At 70.6% G+C, this 16,870-nt stretch carries 14 protein-coding genes; 5 read left to right on the top strand and 9 right to left on the bottom strand.

The window, feature by feature from the left end; genetic code table 11:
• Positions 1 to 14: 14 nt before the first annotated feature.
• Positions 15 to 5,636, top strand: a complete 5,622-nt coding sequence (locus tag WME76_RS01325) for an nSTAND1 domain-containing NTPase (protein ID WP_437958414.1) — start codon at positions 15 to 17, stop codon at positions 5,634 to 5,636.
• 116 nt (positions 5,637 to 5,752) lie between these two features.
• Here WME76_RS01325 and WME76_RS01320 read toward each other — a convergent pair whose 3' ends face one another.
• The 3 genes from WME76_RS01320 to WME76_RS01310 form a co-directional block, all read right to left on the bottom strand.
• Positions 5,753 to 6,562, bottom strand: coding sequence for an aminoglycoside phosphotransferase family protein (locus WME76_RS01320; protein ID WP_437958413.1), 810 nt, complete (start codon positions 6,560 to 6,562; stop codon positions 5,753 to 5,755).
• An 873-nt stretch (positions 6,563 to 7,435) separates the two neighbouring features.
• Positions 7,436 to 7,693 (bottom strand): hypothetical protein, encoded by a 258-nt coding sequence (locus WME76_RS01315; RefSeq protein ID WP_437958412.1) that lies wholly within the window; start codon positions 7,691 to 7,693, stop codon positions 7,436 to 7,438.
• 51 nt (positions 7,694 to 7,744) lie between these two features.
• Positions 7,745 to 8,086 (bottom strand): hypothetical protein, encoded by a 342-nt coding sequence (locus WME76_RS01310; protein ID WP_437958411.1) that lies wholly within the window; start codon positions 8,084 to 8,086, stop codon positions 7,745 to 7,747.
• Positions 8,087 to 8,370: 284 nt separating this feature from the next.
• On the opposite strand from WME76_RS01310, the gene WME76_RS01305 reads away from it, so the two are divergent.
• The 4 genes from WME76_RS01305 (at position 8,371) to WME76_RS01290 (ending at position 11,638) form a co-directional block, all read left to right on the top strand.
• Positions 8,371 to 9,474 carry an IS1 family transposase gene (locus tag WME76_RS01305; protein WP_437958410.1) on the top strand — a complete coding sequence of 368 codons (1,104 nt, stop codon included), beginning with the start codon at positions 8,371 to 8,373 and terminating at the stop codon, positions 9,472 to 9,474.
• Positions 9,475 to 10,001: 527 nt separating this feature from the next.
• Entirely contained in the window at positions 10,002 to 10,541 is a 540-nt protein-coding gene (locus tag WME76_RS01300; RefSeq protein WP_437958409.1) for a hypothetical protein, read from the top strand.
• Positions 10,542 to 10,708: 167 nt separating this feature from the next.
• Positions 10,709 to 11,143, top strand: a complete 435-nt coding sequence (locus WME76_RS01295; protein ID WP_437958408.1) for a HEAT repeat domain-containing protein — start codon at positions 10,709 to 10,711, stop codon at positions 11,141 to 11,143.
• 6 nt (positions 11,144 to 11,149) lie between these two features.
• A complete protein-coding gene (locus tag WME76_RS01290) occupies positions 11,150 to 11,638 on the top strand; it encodes a hypothetical protein (protein WP_437958407.1) in 489 nt (162 codons plus the stop codon).
• Between the two features lie 104 nt (positions 11,639 to 11,742).
• Here WME76_RS01290 and WME76_RS01285 read toward each other — a convergent pair whose 3' ends face one another.
• From WME76_RS01285 to WME76_RS01260, 6 genes are all read right to left on the bottom strand, one after another.
• A complete protein-coding gene (locus tag WME76_RS01285; RefSeq protein ID WP_437958406.1) occupies positions 11,743 to 12,303 on the bottom strand; it encodes a sigma-70 family RNA polymerase sigma factor in 561 nt (186 codons plus the stop codon).
• Positions 12,300 to 12,638, bottom strand: coding sequence for a transcriptional regulator (locus tag WME76_RS01280; RefSeq protein ID WP_437958405.1), 339 nt, complete (start codon positions 12,636 to 12,638; stop codon positions 12,300 to 12,302). Before WME76_RS01280 ends, WME76_RS01285 begins: the two co-directional genes overlap by 4 nt.
• Positions 12,639 to 13,299: 661 nt before the next feature.
• The gene (locus WME76_RS01275; protein ID WP_437958404.1) at positions 13,300 to 13,932 is read right to left on the bottom strand and encodes a hypothetical protein; all 633 of its coding nucleotides are present in this window, start codon (positions 13,930 to 13,932) and stop codon (positions 13,300 to 13,302) included.
• Positions 13,933 to 14,089: 157 nt separating this feature from the next.
• Complete coding sequence (locus WME76_RS01270; RefSeq protein WP_437958403.1) at positions 14,090 to 14,578, bottom strand: hypothetical protein; 489 nt, start codon at positions 14,576 to 14,578, stop codon at positions 14,090 to 14,092.
• 482 nt (positions 14,579 to 15,060) lie between these two features.
• The gene (locus WME76_RS01265) at positions 15,061 to 15,795 is read right to left on the bottom strand and encodes a 2TM domain-containing protein (protein WP_437958402.1); all 735 of its coding nucleotides are present in this window, start codon (positions 15,793 to 15,795) and stop codon (positions 15,061 to 15,063) included.
• A gap of 192 nt (positions 15,796 to 15,987) precedes the next feature.
• Entirely contained in the window at positions 15,988 to 16,500 is a 513-nt protein-coding gene (locus WME76_RS01260) for a hypothetical protein (protein WP_437958401.1), read from the bottom strand.
• Positions 16,501 to 16,870: the final 370 nt, after the last annotated feature.

The raw sequence follows: 16,870 nt of genomic DNA, 5'->3' as shown, positions 1-16,870 counted from the left end.
TCGGAAGGGCCGCGATGAACCAGGGGATCCTCGCTCCGAGGACGGTGTTCCAGGGTCGTTACGAAATCCTGTCCTTGCTCCGGGAGAGCAGGCGCGCTGTCGTCTACGAGGGGCGGCTGCTCGCGAGCGGGCAGCCGATCGTCCTCAAGCTCCTGCGCCTCTCCAGGGACGAGGCCCCCGCGGACCCGACGCGACGGCGCCGGGCGCGGTCCCTGCAGCGGTTCCTGCAGGAGATGCGCCGCTGCGCGCGGCTCGACCACCCCTGCATCGTCCGGCCCATCGAGGCCGGGCAGGCCGACGAGGGGCAGGTCTTCGCCGTCTTCGCGCGCGTGCCCGGCCAGAGCCTGGCCGAGCTGCTGTCGGCCCGCGGCGCGCTCGAGCCCCCGGCGGCGCGGCTCCTCCTCCGGCAGGTCCTCGACGCCCTCGGCTTCGCGCACCGGCACGGCATCGTCCACGGCGACCTCAGGCCGGCCCAGGTGCTGGTCACGCCCTCGGGCGCCCTGGTGCTCGGCTTCGGCTTCGGCGCCGACGCCGCGGCCGCGCGGGCCGAGCAGGAGGAAGCGCCCCTCTCCGGCCGCGAGATCGTGGGCTCGCAAGCCTACGCGGCGCCCGAGCTGCGCCGGGGGTTCTCGCCGACCGCGCGCTCGGACCTGTACGCCTGGGGCCTCGTCTTCCTCGAGTGCCTCACCGGCCGCCGCGCAGGCCGCGGCGAGCCGACCGGCGCGTCCGCTCTCCCGGGCGCCGGCCTCGAGCCGGCGCGGCTCCCTCCCGCGCTCGTCGCCCACCCGCTCGGCGCCCTCCTGCGACAGGCCACGCTCGAGGACGTCGCGGCGCGGACCGCCACGGCCGACGACCTCCTCCGCGAGCTCGACGCCTGCGCGCTCGACGGGCTCCGCCGGGAAGACCTCATGATGCCGGACCCGCCCGCGGCCGGGCCAGCGGCGACGCCGGGGGAGCACACCGAGCGCGCCGCGCCCCCCGGGGACGAGGCGGACGCGGCGCCCGCGAGGGACGTCACGCTCCTCGAATTCGGCGATTTCGTCAACGATTACGAGATCATCCGCAAGCTGGGCCAGGGCGGCATGGGCATCGTGTACCTGGCGCGCGACACGAAGCTCGGCCGCCTCGTCGCGATCAAGTTCCTCCTCAGCTACACCGGCCGCAGGATCGAGCGCTTCCTCGACGAGGCGCGGGCCACGGCGCGCTGCAGGCACGAGAACATCGTCGTCATCCACGAGGTCGACGAGATCCATGGATGTCCCTACCTCGTGCTCGAGTACATCAAGGGTCGCTCGCTGCGCGAGTGGATGACCCAGCGCGAGCGCCCCGGCGCGTCCGGGTGGCCGCCCCTCGCCGCGCCGCCCGGCTCGATGTCGCCCCGCCACGCCATCGAGCTCATGATCCCGGTGGTCCGCGCGCTGCTCTGCGCGCACGAGGCCGGGATCGTGCACCGCGATCTCAAGCCGGAGAACATCCGCCTGGACGACGCCGGACGCATCAAGGTGCTCGATTTCGGCCTCGCCAAGCGCATCGACGCGGGCCTGGCCTCGGCGATCACGGGCGCCGGGGCGGCGCTCGCCGGGGACGCCGACCAGCACCGCAAGAGCGCGATCGCCGGCACGCCTCACTACATGGCGCCCGAGCAATTGCTGGGCGGCGACATGGACGGCCGCACCGACCTCTGGGCCGTGGGCATCATCCTGCACGAGCTGCTCACGGGGGCGCACCCGCTCGATCCGTTCTCGCGCGCGCGCCTCTCGGAGGTCGCGGACCTCGACGTCCCGATGCCCAGCCTGTGCGCGCGGCGCCCGGAGCTGGGCGCGCTCGGCGCCCTCGTCGATCGCTGCCTCGAGAAGCGCAAGGCCGCGCGCGTCGGCTCGGCCAGCGAGCTCCTCGCCGAGCTCGAGGCGCTCCTGCCCGATCGGAGGTCGCTCGACCTGAGCGAGGGCGAGAGCCCCTTCGCCGGCCTGTTCTCGTTCCAGGAGGCGGACGCCGCGCGCTTCTTCGGCCGCGACCGCGACATCACCGCCATCGCGGTGAGGCTGCGCAGCCAGCAGCTCCTCGTCATCGCCGGCCCCTCCGGGGCGGGCAAGTCGTCGCTCGGGCGCGCGGGGATCATCCCGGCCTTGAAGCGCTCCAACGACCGCTGGGAGTCCTTCGTCCTGCGGCCCGGGCGCCGCCCGCTGTGCGCGCTCGCCGACGTGCTCGCGCAGGTCGCCGAGGCGCCGCCCGCGAGGGCGTCGGAGGGCGCGGCGGCGAGCTCGCCCGAGCCCGCCGGTCACGACGGGCTGGTCACCACCTTGCGCACCCAGCCGGGCTGCCTCGGGGCGCGGCTGCGCGCGCGCTGCCGCCGCGACGGGCCGAGGCGCCGCGCCCTGCTCTTCGTCGACCAGCTCGAGGAGCTGTACACGCTCGGCGCCGCCCCCGAGGAGCGCGCGGCGTTCATCGCCTGCCTGGAGGGCGTGGCCGACGACGCCTCGTCGCCCCTGCGCGTCCTGCTCGCCGTCCGCTCCGACTTCCTCGATCGCCTCGCCGAGCACCGCGACTTCATGATCGGCGTGACCCGCGGGCTCTGGTTCTTGCCGCCGATGGGCCGCGACGACCTGCGCGAGGCCCTGACGCGGCCGCTCGGGGCCGCCGGCTACCGCTTCGAGGCGGCGGAGATGGTCGAGCACATGCTGGGCACGCTCGAGAGCACGCGGAGCCCCCTGCCGCTCCTGCAATTCACGGCCGGCAAGCTCTGGGACGCGCGGGATCGCGCGCGCCGGCTGCTCACGCAGGCCAGCTACGAGCAGCTCGGCGGCGTCGCCGGCGCCCTGTCGGCCCACGCGGACGCGGTGCTCTCCGCGCTCCCGCCGCGCGAGCAGCGGCTGGTCCGGGCGGTGCTCCTGCGCCTCGTCACGCCCGAGCGCACGCGCGCGGTGGTGAGCCTGGACGAGCTCCAGGAGCTCGCGCCGGGCGGCGAGGGCGACGGCGCCGAGGCGATCGCGCAGGTGGTCCAGCACCTGGCCGGCGCGCGGCTCCTGCTCCTCGGCGCGGGCGGCGAGGCCGGCGGCGAGCGCGCCGGCGAGCGCGGCGGCCCGACCGTGGAGCTCGTCCACGAGTCCCTGATCGAGCGGTGGCCGAAGCTCGGGCAGTGGCTCGCCGAGAGCGAGCGCGACGCGCTGCTCGTGGCCCGGCTCCGCGTCGCCGCGCAGCAGTGGGCGGCGAGCGGCGAGGACGAGGGGCTGCTCTGGCGCGACCGCACCGCGGAGGAGGCGAGGGCGTGGTACGAGCGCCGCCGCGCCGAGCAGGGCGCCGCCTCGCGCGTCGAGCTGGGCAAGCGCGAGGAGCGCTATCTCCGGGCCGTCGCGGCGCTCGCCGAGCGCGCGCGGCGCCTGCGCCTGCGCCAGCGGTTCGGGACGGCCGTGCTCGTCGCGATCGGCGCGGTCGCGGCCGTCGTGCTGCTGCTCGCGATGAAGGCCCATCAGGAGAAGGCGCGCGCCAATCAGGAAGCGACACGCGCCAATCAGGAAGCAGCGCGCGCCAATCAGCAAGCGGCGCGCGCGAAGGACGAAGCCCGGCAGGCGCGCAACGCGACCCGCATGGTCGCGGCGCGCAAGCTGCAATCCGAGCCCACGACGGTGCTGGCGATCTTGCGCGAGCTCGAGCCGCCCGACGTACCGCGCGGGTGGGACGACCTCGCGCGGAAAGCGCTGCACAGCTTCGTTGCGCGCGCGGTTCTCAGCCATCCGGATCTCGTCCTGTATGCGAGCCATGACCGTGACGGGACGCGCATCGTCACTGCCTGCGCGGACAAGGTCGTGCGGGTGTGGAACGCCGACGGCTCCGGCGAGCCGGTGGAGCTTCGCGGTCACCAGGATTATGTCTCCTCGGCGGCGTTCAGCCCTGACGGCAAGCGCATCGTCACCGCGTCCAACGACCAGACCGTGCGCGTCTGGAACGCGGACGGCACGGGCCAGGCCGTGGAGCTCCGCCATCACAAGGGTGCCGTCACCTCGGCGGCCTTCGGCCCCGACGGCAAGCGCGTCGTCTCCGCGTCCCGTGACGGGACGGTGCGGGTCTGGAACGCCGATGGCACTGGCAAGCCCATGCTCCTCGAGAGGAATGAAGGCGTGATCTACTCGGCGGCGTTCAGCCGTGACGGGAGGCGCATCGTCACCGCGTCCAGCGACGGGATCGCGCGCGTCTGGAACGCCGATGGCTCGGGCAGGCCCCTGCTCCTTCGAGGCCACAAGGCCAGGCTCTATTCAGCGGCCTTCAGCCCCGATGGCCAGCGCATCGTCACCGCGTCCGAGGACAGGACCGCGCGGGTCTGGAACGCCAGCGGCACGGGCAAGCCCATCACACTTCGCGGTCACAGGGGAGAGCTCTACTCGGCGGCGTTCAGCCCGGATGGCCAGCGCATCGTCACGGCGTCCCAGGACAGGACCGCGCGGGTCTGGAACGCCGACGGAACGGGCAAGCCCATCGTCCTTCGCGGTCATGAGATCTGGGTCACCTCGGCGGCGTTCAGCCCCGATGGCAAGCACGTCGTCACCGGGTCCTACGACCGGACCGCGCGGGTCTGGAGCGTCGACAGCGCGAACGAGTTCAGGATCCTCCGCGGCCACGAGGATCGGGTCTGTTCGGCGGCGTTCAGCCCCGACGGCGAGCGCATCGTCACCGGGTCCCACGACCGGACTGCGCGGGTCTGGAACGCCGACGGCTCCGGCAAGCCCACCTTCCTTCGCGGCCACGGGAATTCGGTCTGTTCGGCGGCGTTCAGCCCCGACGGCAAGCGCATCGTCACCGCGTCCCATGACGGGACGGCGCGGGTCTGGAGCGCCACCGGGACGGGCAAGCCCATCACACTTCGCGGTCACAGGGATGCAGTGCATTCCGCGGCGTTCAGCCTGGATGGCAAGCGCATCGTCACCGCGTCCGGGGACGGGACTGCGCGGGTCTGGAACGCCGACGGCTCCGGCGAGCCCATCGTCCTTCTCGGTCACGAGGACGGGGTGTCTTCCGCGGCGTTCAGCCTGGATGGCAAGCGCATCGTCACCGCGTCAGGGGACAGGACCGCGCGGGTCTGGAACGCCGACGGCTCCGGCGAGCCCATCGTCCTTCGCGATCATGCGATCTGGGTCACGTCAGCGGCGTTCAGCCACGACGGCAAGCGCGTCGTCACCGCGTCCTGGGACAGGACCGCGCGCGTGTGGAACGCCGACGGCTCCGGCGAGCCCATCGTCCTTCGCGGTCACGAGGACGGGGTGTCTTCCGCGGCGTTCAGCCCGGATGGCGAGCGCGTCGTCACCGCGTCCCGGGACATGACGACGCGGGTCTGGAATGCGGATGGCACGGGCGAGCCCGTGGTCCTCCGGGCCTCCGACGCCGCGGTGAACTCGGCGGCGTTCAGCGCGGATGGCAGGCGCATCGTCACGGCGTCCGACGACAAGATCGTGCGGGTGTGGACCGATCTCGAGCCGCTCCGGGGCGTCGGCGACGCGAAGCTGTGGACCGCGACCACCTACTGCATGTCCGTCGAGCAGAGGAGGGAGCTGTTTGGCGTGTCCGAAGCCACCGCCTGGAACAACCTGGAGGCCTGCCGGCGCGGCGTCCAGGAGGCCCGCGCAGCGTCCCGGGAGCAGCGGTGAGCTGAAGGGTGGCGGCGCGCTCGACCCCGGCGAGGCGCGCGACGACGGCGACCTCGATTCCGCGACGCTCTGGCACGCCGATCCAGCGAGCCCGCGCGCGACCGGGGCATCCGGCGTCATCGGTCCAGCTCCGCAGCCGCCAGCGCCGCGACGTGCAGGTCGATGGCGGGTGAGTCGCCGTCCTCCAGGAACCAGGCCGCCGAGAGGCCAGTCCACGCGAGGATCCAGCGCAGCAGGCGCGTCCGGTCGAGGCCGGCCGCAGCGACCACGATCTCCAGCCGTCGGGAGAAGCGGCCGGGCTCCGTCGCGACAGGCCGGCTGGGATCGGCCAGGTCCGGGTTGGTGAAGAGGTTGGCAAAGTCGAAGCTGCGCTCGCCGATGAGCCCCTTGGGGTCGATCGCGAGCCAGCCGCGGTCGCCGAAGTCCAGCACATTGCCGTGGTGCAGATCGCCGTGAAGCACGACGACCTCGCGAGGCTCCGCGAGCAGGGCGCGGGCCGTCTCGAGGCAGCGGACCAGGATGCCGCCGTGAGCCGCCGCGGCGGGCTCGAGCGCCCGGAACCAGCGCGTGAGCGGGACCAGCTCCGGAAGCGGCAGGGCCCGTGGCGCATGCAGCCGAGCCGCCACGGCGCACAGGACATGGCACGCCTCGTCGTCCTCTCCGCTCCGGGACATGCCGGCCAGGGATCTCGCCCCCTCCGCGCGCTCCAGGAGGATGGCTTCGCCCTCGCGGGCCAGCACGCGGGCGGCGCCGTCGCCGCCCCACCATTCCATCAGCGCGCCGCCGAGGCGCTCCTCCTCGTGCAGGGCCAGCTTGAGCATGGCAGGCTCGCCCGCGCGCCGGACCGGCAGCAGGCGTCCGCTCCTGGTGACGATCGGCTCGCCGTCGGGGATGAGGTCCCATCGGCGCACGTGGGTGTCGAACATGCTCCTCCGCGAGCGTCGGGTCGGGCCGCCGCCTCGGCGATATCGGAACGACGTACGGCGTAGCGAAGGCCGAGGTCGTGAACGCCCTCGGAACGGCGGCGAGGTACATGGGGGCGCCCGGTGTTGACATCATCTGCGTTCTCAACCGGTACACGCTCGCGCGCCCAAACCTCGGTGCATCCCTGAAGTTGGCCAGTCCCGTGCTGTGGGGCGAGGGCACTGATGCACTCGGCGCCTTGGTTCACGTGACGGCGCGTGCATTGCAGAAGTTTCGCGCATCGCGGTCCTTCGTGCGGCTCAACACGGCGCGTTACTACCGTCCGCATCAAGCTCCCGCACCGTGATCTGGCACATACGACGTTCCTCGTGGAGCCGCAGCGGCCCAACGACCCGCTGCACCCGACGGTTCGTCCAGCCGCGCTTCGCGTGACTGGGCGAACCGCGGGCGAGCGGGTAGGCGTTGGGCCGCCGGCGTCATGCTGTGCGGGTGGACCTGCGTGACCGCGGTCTGCCAGGCCCGACAAACGACAGCCGTGGACACGTGAGCAGCGGGAGCGCAATCCACCGGCGCCTGCGCCGCTCTCGGGGGGACCCGCTTCCACGGCCAGGATGCGCGGGCCTTATGACGACGGTGCTCGGTACGACGGCGCTCCGTTCGCCAGGGATCGCGCGCGACCTCCCCGCGCCCCTCGCGAGGCCGCTCCGCCAGGTCGCGACCTCCCCGCGCCCCCTCGCGAGGCCGCTCCGCCAGGTCGCGACCTCCCCGCGCCCCCCTCCGAGGCCGCTCCGCCAGGTCGCGACCTCCCCGCGCCCCCCTCCGAGGCCGCTCCGCCAGGTCGCGACCTCCCCGCGCCCCCCTCCGAGGGTGGTGCCCTAATTAGGGCAGACGTCCTGTCGACCGCTTGACAGGTCAACACAACCGTCATCGGTCGGGTACATGATCACCCGTAGGTGCTGAACCTTGACCCACCTCCACCGCCGCCTGTCCATGCGGCATTCGCCGTTCTCGAAGAGGAAGCTCCAGTCGCCAAGTAGAGCCTTGACCATGTAGAGCCGTCGCTTCCGGGGCCGCTTCTTCGGGTACAGCACCATTGAACCTGGAACCGGGATCGGTCGCGGTTTCTTCTTCATGAGCCGACCCTAACCCAGGCCGCAGCACTTATTCACTTTGTAAGCGATCTCTCAGTGCAGCTCGACCGGACCGTCCTCGTCCTCGTCGTCCTGCTGGCTGATGCGGCGCGTGAGCCACGCGCGTAGCTCCTCCTCGTCCTCCACGTCCCACCCGTCGCGCTTCATGAGCTCGACGTGGGCAAGGTGCGCCTCTGGGAACACCTGCCTCATCAGGTCGTCGGCGTCCTCGCGCAGGTAGACGTCGACCTCGCTGCGTCCCGCGTCGGTCTTCAGGAGCACCACGCGCCGCTCGCGGTCAACCCGGATCGTCGAGCCGATGGCGGGCACCCGCGGGAGCTCCACGACCTTCGACATGGCGTGGCCGCCGTTCTCCAGGATGAGCCGCACGCGCATCCTGCGACGCTACCACGGGCTCCACGCGTCTCGACAGCTCTCGCAACCTACCGCGCAGAAACGCCGTCAAACAGGCTGTAAACGCGCACGTTGGCTATGACATGCACTGTCCCAACGGAGCCGAAAGGCCGGGAAACATAGGCTTTCGGTGCTACCTTGGTGGGACAGGCAAAGCGCCCCGCCTCGGCTGGTACCCGAAGCGGGGCTGCGGAACGCCGGATGGTGGCCCACCCGTCGCACGTCGCGCTGCGATCATGGGCACGCGTCCGGAGAGGTGCAAGCCCATGGCGAACGTGCTCCCGGCGGAGCGGCGGCTAGAGGTGCTCGCCGCGCTCGTGAACGGCACCAGCATCCGCGCCGCGTCGCGCATGACCGGCGTCCATCAGGACACCATCGGCCGCTTCGGGCAGGCCGTCGGCGAGGGCTGCGCGCGGCTCCATGACCGGCTGGTGCGTGATCTGACATCCCCGCTCGTAGACCTCGACGAGATGCACGGGTGGTGTCGGAAGCGCCAAAACAAGGTGGACGCCGCGAAGGATGACGCGGCGAGCGTGGGGGAGCAGTGGACCTGGGCCGCGATCTGCCGCACCAGCAAGCTCATCATCGCGTGGCACGTCGGGAAGCGCGACCAGGAGAGCGCCGATGCTCTCGTCGAAGACGTGCGCGCGCGGCTCACGGTCATGCCGCAGATCACCACCGACGGGCTCGGGCTGTACGCGCAGCCGATCGCCGCGAACTTCGGGCGCGCCGTGCCGTACATGCAGACCGTCAAGAACTTCAGCGCGCGCCCTGGGAAGCCCGGCACATCGGAGAAGTTCGCGGTCGAGCGCGGCGTGGACTTCATCCAGAAGCGCGCCGTGTTCGGGACGCCGGACCCTGCGAAGGCGACCAATTTCGCCATCGAACGGAGCAACCTCACGGCGCGCCAGTGGAACGCGCGGCTCCGGCGCCGCACGCTCGCGTTCAGCAAGAAGCTCACGCGGCACCGCGCCGCCGTCGCCTTGCACTACGTCAACGTGAACCTGTGCCACATCCCGAGGAACATGAGGGTCACCCCGGCGATGGCTGCTGGCGTCACGGACCACGTGTGGAGCCTGGAGGAGCTCATGGTCGCCGCGCTGGCCGAGCCCGCGGGCGAGAAGCCGGAGCCGCAGCCGCTCGCCATCCCGAAGCCGGAGGGCACCGCCCGAGCGTTGCCCGCGGGCCGCGGTTGGCTTCGGGCGCTCCCGGGCGGCTCCGCTCCGTCCGTGCCCTCCGCTCCGCAGCCGCCGCCTGTGGCGTCCGCAGCGGCTCCGGCGGAACCGGAGCCTCCGCCGCCGTCACAGCCACCGCCAGCGCCGGGGCCGCGCAGGATGGTGCAGTTGAGCTTGTTCGGCGAGCCCGAGTAACCGGCGAAACGCGCACGCCAGCCACTCTTCTTGATTTACTTAGTTATTTTAACTAAAATTCCACTATTGGTGGAATAATGGCCGCCGCGCTGCAGCTCGGGCGGATGGCGCGACCAAGCTTGTTCAGCGATCTACCTTACAAATATCGGTAGCGTCGCTCTCCAAGCTCGGAACATCCTGGCGAGCCGACGCACAGTCCTCGGGCGTTGACAGCGCCTACGTTCAAGGCGAACAACATCGACTGCGGCGGTTGAGCTGCTGAACTTGTTCAGTTGGTCGGTTCAGCTTTTCCGCTTGCGCTTCCCCCACGCGAGCGTACGGTTACGACAGTTTGTGCGCGCTTCATGGTGTGCACGCTCTCGCTGTCCCATCTTCAGTCGCAGCATCTCCGGAGGCTTGCGACTGTTAGCTTTTGCCCTAGGAAGCGCGCGAGGCCCGCATTGAAGCTTGACCCGCACCGTTGCCCAATCGTCCTGGCAGGGACGTGGAATCAGGCAATCTTTGTACCACAGTGGGTGGCGTCCCGCTTGTTTGTCGGCGAGAACCTGCAGACAGAAATCGTGCAAAGCGGGCTCCACGGCCTCACATATCTGTACACAACGGAAACGTGCATCTTCGCCGCAACTGCGACACACGTAAATGTCGTGCCTAACGTGGCGGAAGATGACGCCTTTGTTAGGGCAGAGAAAGTTGCAAAGGAAGTGCTGGATCGCCTGTCCGAGACCCCCGTTAAGGGTCTCGGTTTCAACTTCGGATTCGATGTTGATGAGCCATCTGACGAGCTAAACACGCTACTGAGCACAGACGATCGTCCGCTGCAACATCTCGGCTTGCGTACGGCGTCAAACTCGGTGACTCGCAGAGTCAACGACAGGGACCACTTGATTGTGTTGTCACTGTCGCTTGCACCAGGCGAACCGGTCCGTGTCGACGTCAATCATCACTGGGACGTCGCTGGGGCGAAGCGTGCGACCGACATTCTTGTTGGCAACACATTTCTTCAGTGCAGGGCAAAGTCGATCGAGATTGTGTCTGCACTTTACGGCGTATCGATGGAGTCGACATGAGCACCCACACGCGGGCTATCGATGGGATGGGCTCACACGCGCTGCGTTCGGATGGGCTCGATACGATTGTGTGTCGGTATGGTCACGGATCGGCAGGAAGCACCGCTGCCAGATTTTCGACTACCACAGCACATTCGCCTCATGCCGCTCCTTTGTGGAGCGTTGTCATGATCAACTCCGATGAACTTAGTGTCGACACCACAGCTGCGCTCAAAGCAAGCGAATGCGATACGGGTGTCCACGGTCCACAGAGAAAAATCGCCCGCGTAACGTGGTCAAAGCCGTGCGAGGCAATGTTTGTACACCTCGCCGAGCATAACCCTCAAGAGCTAATCGAGTACCTTCACTCTCGGACAATAAGCACCGGCATGAGGGCCAGAGCTGCGCGCGCTGCGGGTCGAATCAAAGACAGCGCGTTCGCGCTTCGTATCTTGCGCAGCCTGCTCGATGATACACAGCCGATGGTGCAAGAGGGGGCCGTGCAAGGCCTTGCGGCGAACGGCACTGATGAAGCCAAGCGCATACTTGCGCAAGTCGCGCATGACAGCAAGGTGCATCGTGGTGTGCGCGAAGCGGCGATGGATGCGCTCGACCTGGGTTGATAGCAAGTGCTGCTCTTCAGGGTGTTCTACCGCTTCAATACCGCGGACACGGCCCCGGACGCGCAGAGTCTATACGATGCCGAGTTTGAAGACAAGCACGGTCGTCCGGACCTTGAGCCGTCGTTGTACGAAGTGCACCACGAGGCTGTTGCGCAGACGCTTGCGGAGCACGCCGCCGCAGCCCCAATAAGTCCGCCCGGACGGAAGGCCGGGATTGATGTGCGTAGCACTGGAGAGCAGTACTACACAGATGAAACGAGCGCACCCTTTCATCATATAAGAACAGCGCATAGAGTGCTGCGGTTCTCTGATGCCGCAGCACTTCGCGCCTTTGTTGGAAGACTGTACGAATTGAAAGAATCCGGCGCGGCCGAGTGCGTCAGGGTCGCCGGGCAGGATATCCGCGATTATGTGAGACTCCACGCAAAAGACGACGAGTGGAGCCTATTCTTGGCGTCGGCATCTAAGGATTGGCGCAAGTACGCCGGCGTCTAATCGTGCCAGCGCACCCAGTCGTTTATACGGTCGGATGACCGCGCGAGTGGCGCATAATCTCTTGCCAAGAGCGTTCTGGGACGTCGCTTTCTCGGCTCCGTCGCTTACCGTCGCCACCTCCGGAGCTTCAGCGCCAGCGCTTCCCGAGCGATCCTGAGCCTGGACGCCGCGGTTGACGGGTTCATGCGGCGCCGCTTGGCGTACGCGACGAGCGACTCCGGGTCGTCGACGGAGAGCAGCGCCTCCAGTTGCCAGCCCGGCAGGCTGGCCATCGCGTCCAGCACCTCGCGCGCCTCGATCTGGGCGTGCATGTCGATACCGACGGGCTCACGGAGCAGGCCGAGCGGCGACGGATGGAGCACGGCGCGGCGCACGTACGCGCTGTGCACGTAGTGCGAGGCGAGGCGCCACGCGATCCCGTGGAGCCACTTCCGGAGCGCGTCGCGCGGCTTGTCCTTCGGGTCGGGCCGGTACATCCCGCGGCGGACGGCGTTCCACGCGTTGAGCAACACCTCGGCCTCCACGTCGCGGCGGTCGCGCTTCGGGATGCCGGCGAGCGTCGCCAAGACGATCCCGCGCTCCGCGAGGATCGCCTCCATCGTCGGCTTCTTCCTGGGATGTCGAGCGGCAGGCGGGCGTCCGGCCCCCTTCCGCCGGGGCTTCATCCGCTCCTCCCGCAGGTTGGGCAGCGGTCTGCGGCAGCGAGCCCGCCGAGCAGCTGCTCCACGGTGATGCCGGCTGCCTTGGCGGCGCGCTGCGCGGTCCCGGGCGAGCCGTGGTCGCGCCCGCGGGCGATGCCTTCGAGGCACGCGACGGAGACGCCCATGACCTCAGCGAGGCAGGACCACGAACCGTACGCGGTTCGCAGGTTCTTCAGCGCCGCCCGGAGGCGCTTGCGCTGGGTAGGTGTGAGTGAGTTACAGGAGGCGGGCCGGCGGCGGCGCTTGGGCGCACGTTCGCCTTCTTGCTCGCCCGAAGGCGAACGGACTACGGTCAGCATGTCGGACCTCGGTTCTGTCGGGGTTCGGCCACGCAGCCCGGTCGGTTGGCGCCGACGCGGGCTGCACTACTTCCGGCCGAACTTAGCCGCTCATCGAAGGTCCGGGGTCAAACTAGGGCAGCGGAAGCCAAACTAGGGCACCACCCCTCCGAGGCCGCTCCGCCAGGTCGCGACCTCCCCGCCCCCCCTCCGAGGCCGCCCGGCTCGGTTTCAGACCGACCTGCCCCCCCTCCGAAGCCGCCCGGCTCGGTTTCAGACCGACCTGCCCCCCTCGCGAGGCCGCTCCGCCATGTCGCGACCTCCCCGCCCAGGTACGCCACCCCGATCGACGGCCCCCCGAGCCCGCCGCCCCCGTGCCCTCCGTTCCCGCCCTTGCCGCCGTCCCCGCCCGAGCACCCGAACGGCGATCCCCCGCCCCCTCGCCCTCCGATCCACGCCGGCCCAGGCGCGCCGCCGATCTGGAAGAACCCCCCGATCCCGCCGTCCCCGCCCCGCCCCGTCGTGATCGCCGACGCGCGCACGCTCACCTCGGCGTTCACGCTGATCAGCCCGATGCTCGCGCCGCCGTGGCCGCCGGCCCTGCCGCCGCGTCCACCGCAGCCGCCCGAGCCTCCCGAGCCCCCGCCCGCGCCGCCGTCCTTGCTGCCCGGCCCGCAGAACATCAGACCCGCCAGGGAGCCGCCGCCCCCGCCGCCTCCCTGCCCCGGCCGCCCCGCCCCGCCATCGGCGCCGTCCACCCCGGCGTAGCCCGCCGGCATGAGGCGCCCTCCGCGCCGCGCGCCGGCCCCGTTTGTCTCCGACGCTCCCGTTCATGCAGCCCCGCGCGACGGACGCCCCCCACCCGCCGAGCCCGAAGCCGTACGGATTGGGGGCCCGGCTGGCTGACCTCGATGTCGAGCTGGCCGACCTCGCGGCGCGCCTGCTCGAGGCCGTTCGTGTAGCGGCGGCGCTGCTGGGCCGTACCGGCGCGCGGGTCCTTCAGGCACGCATCGAGCTGCGTGGCCGCGTCGCGGTGCGCGGCCAGGGCGAGCTCGGCCAGGCCCCACTCGCAGCGGAACCTGGGATCCCGGCCGACCAGGTAGGCAGAGCGATACGCCTCCTTCGCCAGCGCCCGCCGGCCCGTGTCCCGAAAGCCATCCCCGAGGCGGATCAGCGTCGCGGCGTCGACCGTGGAAGGGCGCTCCGCGCCGGGCGGGCCGGCTTCCGGCGCATCGTCCCTCGGCACGTCGGCGAGGGCCGCGTGACCGACGAGCAAGCCGGCGACGACATGGCAGGCGGACGCCGCTGCCCGCACCGCGCCGGCGCGATCGACCGAAGCTGCCGTGTGAGGCGGCGGCGACCTGAGGGCTGTGATGAACCAGGAGATCCTCGCTCCAGCGCCGCGTCGACGAGGCCCGCGCAGCTTCCGGGAGCAGCGGTGATCTGGAGGGCCTGTCAAGAGCGCGCCCTGATCACCAGCGCGGACATCCGTTCGACAGGGTCGGCGGCATCCACCCGGATTCGCCGACCAGGTTGCCACCGCTGTACTCGAGCACGTTGTAGTTCAGCTCCGTGTCGAACCCGGTGTAGGTCCACCTGAACACCGCGAGCGGCTCTGCGGAGCTGGCGGTGATACAGCCCTGGACCTCGCCGTTCACCACCTTCACCTGCGCGCCGAGCCCGGCGCAGACGTCGGCGCTCACGGACCACGCAGGCACGCGATCCATGGGCGCCTCCGAGTTCGCGCAGCCACCGAACTGCGACTTGCGCGTCGTGCGCACCACCGGCGTCGCCTCCGGGTTGACCGAGCCTGCGTACACGCTGCGGGACAGGCCTCCCCCGCCCGAGTACCATGTCTGCAAACGATCGCTCGTCGCGTCGATCGGCTCGACATCTCCCACGTCGGCCACGCAGCCGGCGAGGAGGAACGAGAGCGACGCACAAAGAACATGCTTGGACATTGGCCGTCTCCTTGCTGTGTTGGAAAAGCAACACGGAGGTTCGTCGCGCATGGTCGACGTCCCTCGCGGGCCCCGTGACGGCCGGGGCACAGAAACGGTAAGCAGCTCGCGTGCCCGTGCGCACCGAAGCCGGGCGTATCGTGCGCCAGTGGCATCCCAAGCGATCGCCCTCGACAACGTTTTGAGCGACGAATTGCACCTTGGTGTCCACGCCTCACCGAAGCCCTCGTCTGCTTCGGATCATGCGATCCGAGCCGCTCCGGAGCGGTCTCATGCACGTCCTGTCAGGTCCGTGATGCTCCCCGGCGCGGCCAGGGTGAGGCGAGCCGCCACAAGGTGGGGCGGGAACGGCTCGCGCGCAGGATCGTAGAAGAAGCCCATGACGCCAGACCCGGCTCACGCACGAGTTGCGCGTGAGCCAGGCGATCGCCGAGCTCTCGCCCCGCAGGCCCGTCGAGATGGGTGTGGCGCCGTCGACGCCGTCAGCGCCGGCCGCGGGCTCGCCGCCCCGCGCGCTCCGCCTCGTCCTCGCCGAGCGCCTCGGACTCGGCGTCGTCCGCGTCGGGCGGCGCGATCCGCTGCCTGCGCGCCTCGTCTTCTGCCGGCGCCGGCCCCGGCGGGACGCTGCCGCGGATCTCCTGCGCGATCCGCGAGAGCACCGTCGCCACGCCCTCCTCGACGGCGTGCCCGAAGTCCTCGGCGCTCCGCTCGAGGCGCTGCTTGCGCTCGATGCTCTCGGCCCTGCGCTGCTCCTTGAGCCGCCGGAGCTCCTCCCGACGCGCCCGCTCGGCGCTGCGCTCGATCTCCCGCCGGAGCCGCCGCGGGGGCACGTCGCTGGAGAGCGCGGCGTGTGCGTGGAAGGCGAGCCCCAGCCCCCACCCGAGCAGCGGCCAGAAGAACCACCACGGCCCGGGCGTGAGCGCGTTGATCGCGAAGAGGAACGCGTTCACCACGACGAACGAGAACAGGTGCGACCGGAAGCCCTTGCGCCGGCGCGCGACGATCGCCGCGCGCGCGTCCTCCTCGCCCCGGACCAGCTCGATGTCGCGCGACGCGCCCTCGATCGCGGCCCGCGAGATGCCGATCTCCTCGGCCGCCGCGACCAGCTCGTCGTGGCCGACCTCACGCGTCTGCGCGTCCCGGAGGGCGCGCTCCAGGATGGCCCGCACCTCGGCCTCGGTGTACTGGCGCCCGCTCTGCTTGTCCGGCTTCGCCATCGCTCTCTTGCTCCTCGCGTGCGCGCGAGCATACGCCCGACCGCGCGCGGGCGCCGCTTCCATGAGCGCGAGGCCCCGATGCGCCGCGACAGCGCCGCGCGCGCCGCAGCGCACACGGCCCGGGCGCCCCTCGCGTCCCGGCATGAAGAGCGGCCGCCTACGGTGGGAAGCTCGGCGTCGCGTCGAGGCGGGTCAGTACAGGAAGCAGATCCCCGGCTTCTCCTCGCATGTCCCGAGCACGCAGAAGCCGTCGCAATCGGCGTCGTTCGAGCACGCCGTGCGGGCGCACGCGCCGCCGACGGTATCGCACACGTGGTTCTTCGGGCAGTCGGCGTCGGCAGCGCACGACGTCGCTCGGCACCGATGATCCGGCGCGCACGCCAGCGTCGAGGGGCAGTCGGCGTCCGTCTCGCAGCCGCGGACGCAGGCGTGCGACACCTGGAGAGGCGGCGGGCAGGAGAAGTGCTGCAGCTCGCAGATGAACGGCGCGCCGGCGCCGCCGCCTCCCGCTCCCCCGCCGCCTCCGGCGCCGTCCATGCCGGCGCAGTCCTCGTCGGATCCGCAGTGGACCTCTCTCTGCAGCTCATAACACGCGGCGTCGCTGACCCGGTTGCACGTGTTGTTGTTGCAATCCTCACCGACGCGACACTCGTTCTGGCCGAGCGCTCCGCCGCCGCCGTCCCCTGCGGGTCCGCTGCCGTTCACTCCGCCGCATCCGAACGAAACGACGAGCGCGGCACCGAGCATCAACCGACGAAGCCAGATAAGCATGGATTGATGCCTATCAGGTGCGCGCTGGTCTGGAGAAGACAGCAGCACGTTCGCAGCGACCGGAGCGCCCCAGCGCGCGCCGTCCCTGAGGCGAACAGCGCGGCCAGCAAGCGCGACACGGCACCGGGCCGGGCGTGCCGAGCACGCCTGGTCGAGCCGTCACTGACGCCACGAGGCCTGACGGGCCCCACGCGCCGCCGCGCGCGACCGGGTTCGTTCGAGGCGCTCTCTGCTCACGTGCGCTCGTCGGGCTGGCCGTGCCGCCATGCTCGTCCGTCACACGGCGCGTAGCAGGCGCGCCGAC

The organism is Sorangium sp. So ce119, assembly GCF_051524405.1.
Classification (GTDB): domain Bacteria; phylum Myxococcota_A; class Polyangia; order Polyangiales; family Polyangiaceae; genus Sorangium; species Sorangium cellulosum_G.
Note: the sequence above shows the minus strand (reverse complement) of the source record. Positions and strands in the feature narration are given on the sequence as shown.

What these genes read in the sequence shown, in the direction of transcription:
- WME76_RS01325 (WP_437958414.1), top strand. Translation starts at nt 15, where the DNA reads ATGAACCAGGGGATCCTCGCTCCGAGGACGGTGTTCCAGGGTCGTTAC.
- WME76_RS01305 (WP_437958410.1), top strand. Translation starts at nt 8,371, where the DNA reads ATGGCGAACGTGCTCCCGGCGGAGCGGCGGCTAGAGGTGCTCGCCGCG.
- WME76_RS01280 (WP_437958405.1), bottom strand. Translation starts at nt 12,638, where the DNA reads ATGCTGACCGTAGTCCGTTCGCCTTCGGGCGAGCAAGAAGGCGAACGT.
- WME76_RS01270 (WP_437958403.1), bottom strand. Translation starts at nt 14,578, where the DNA reads ATGTCCAAGCATGTTCTTTGTGCGTCGCTCTCGTTCCTCCTCGCCGGC.
- WME76_RS01310 (WP_437958411.1), bottom strand. Translation starts at nt 8,086, where the DNA reads ATGCGCGTGCGGCTCATCCTGGAGAACGGCGGCCACGCCATGTCGAAG.
- WME76_RS01315 (WP_437958412.1), bottom strand. Translation starts at nt 7,693, where the DNA reads ATGAAGAAGAAACCGCGACCGATCCCGGTTCCAGGTTCAATGGTGCTG.
- WME76_RS01285 (WP_437958406.1), bottom strand. Translation starts at nt 12,303, where the DNA reads ATGAAGCCCCGGCGGAAGGGGGCCGGACGCCCGCCTGCCGCTCGACAT.
- WME76_RS01320 (WP_437958413.1), bottom strand. Translation starts at nt 6,562, where the DNA reads ATGTTCGACACCCACGTGCGCCGATGGGACCTCATCCCCGACGGCGAG.
- WME76_RS01265 (WP_437958402.1), bottom strand. Translation starts at nt 15,795, where the DNA reads ATGGCGAAGCCGGACAAGCAGAGCGGGCGCCAGTACACCGAGGCCGAG.
- WME76_RS01295 (WP_437958408.1), top strand. Translation starts at nt 10,709, where the DNA reads ATGATCAACTCCGATGAACTTAGTGTCGACACCACAGCTGCGCTCAAA.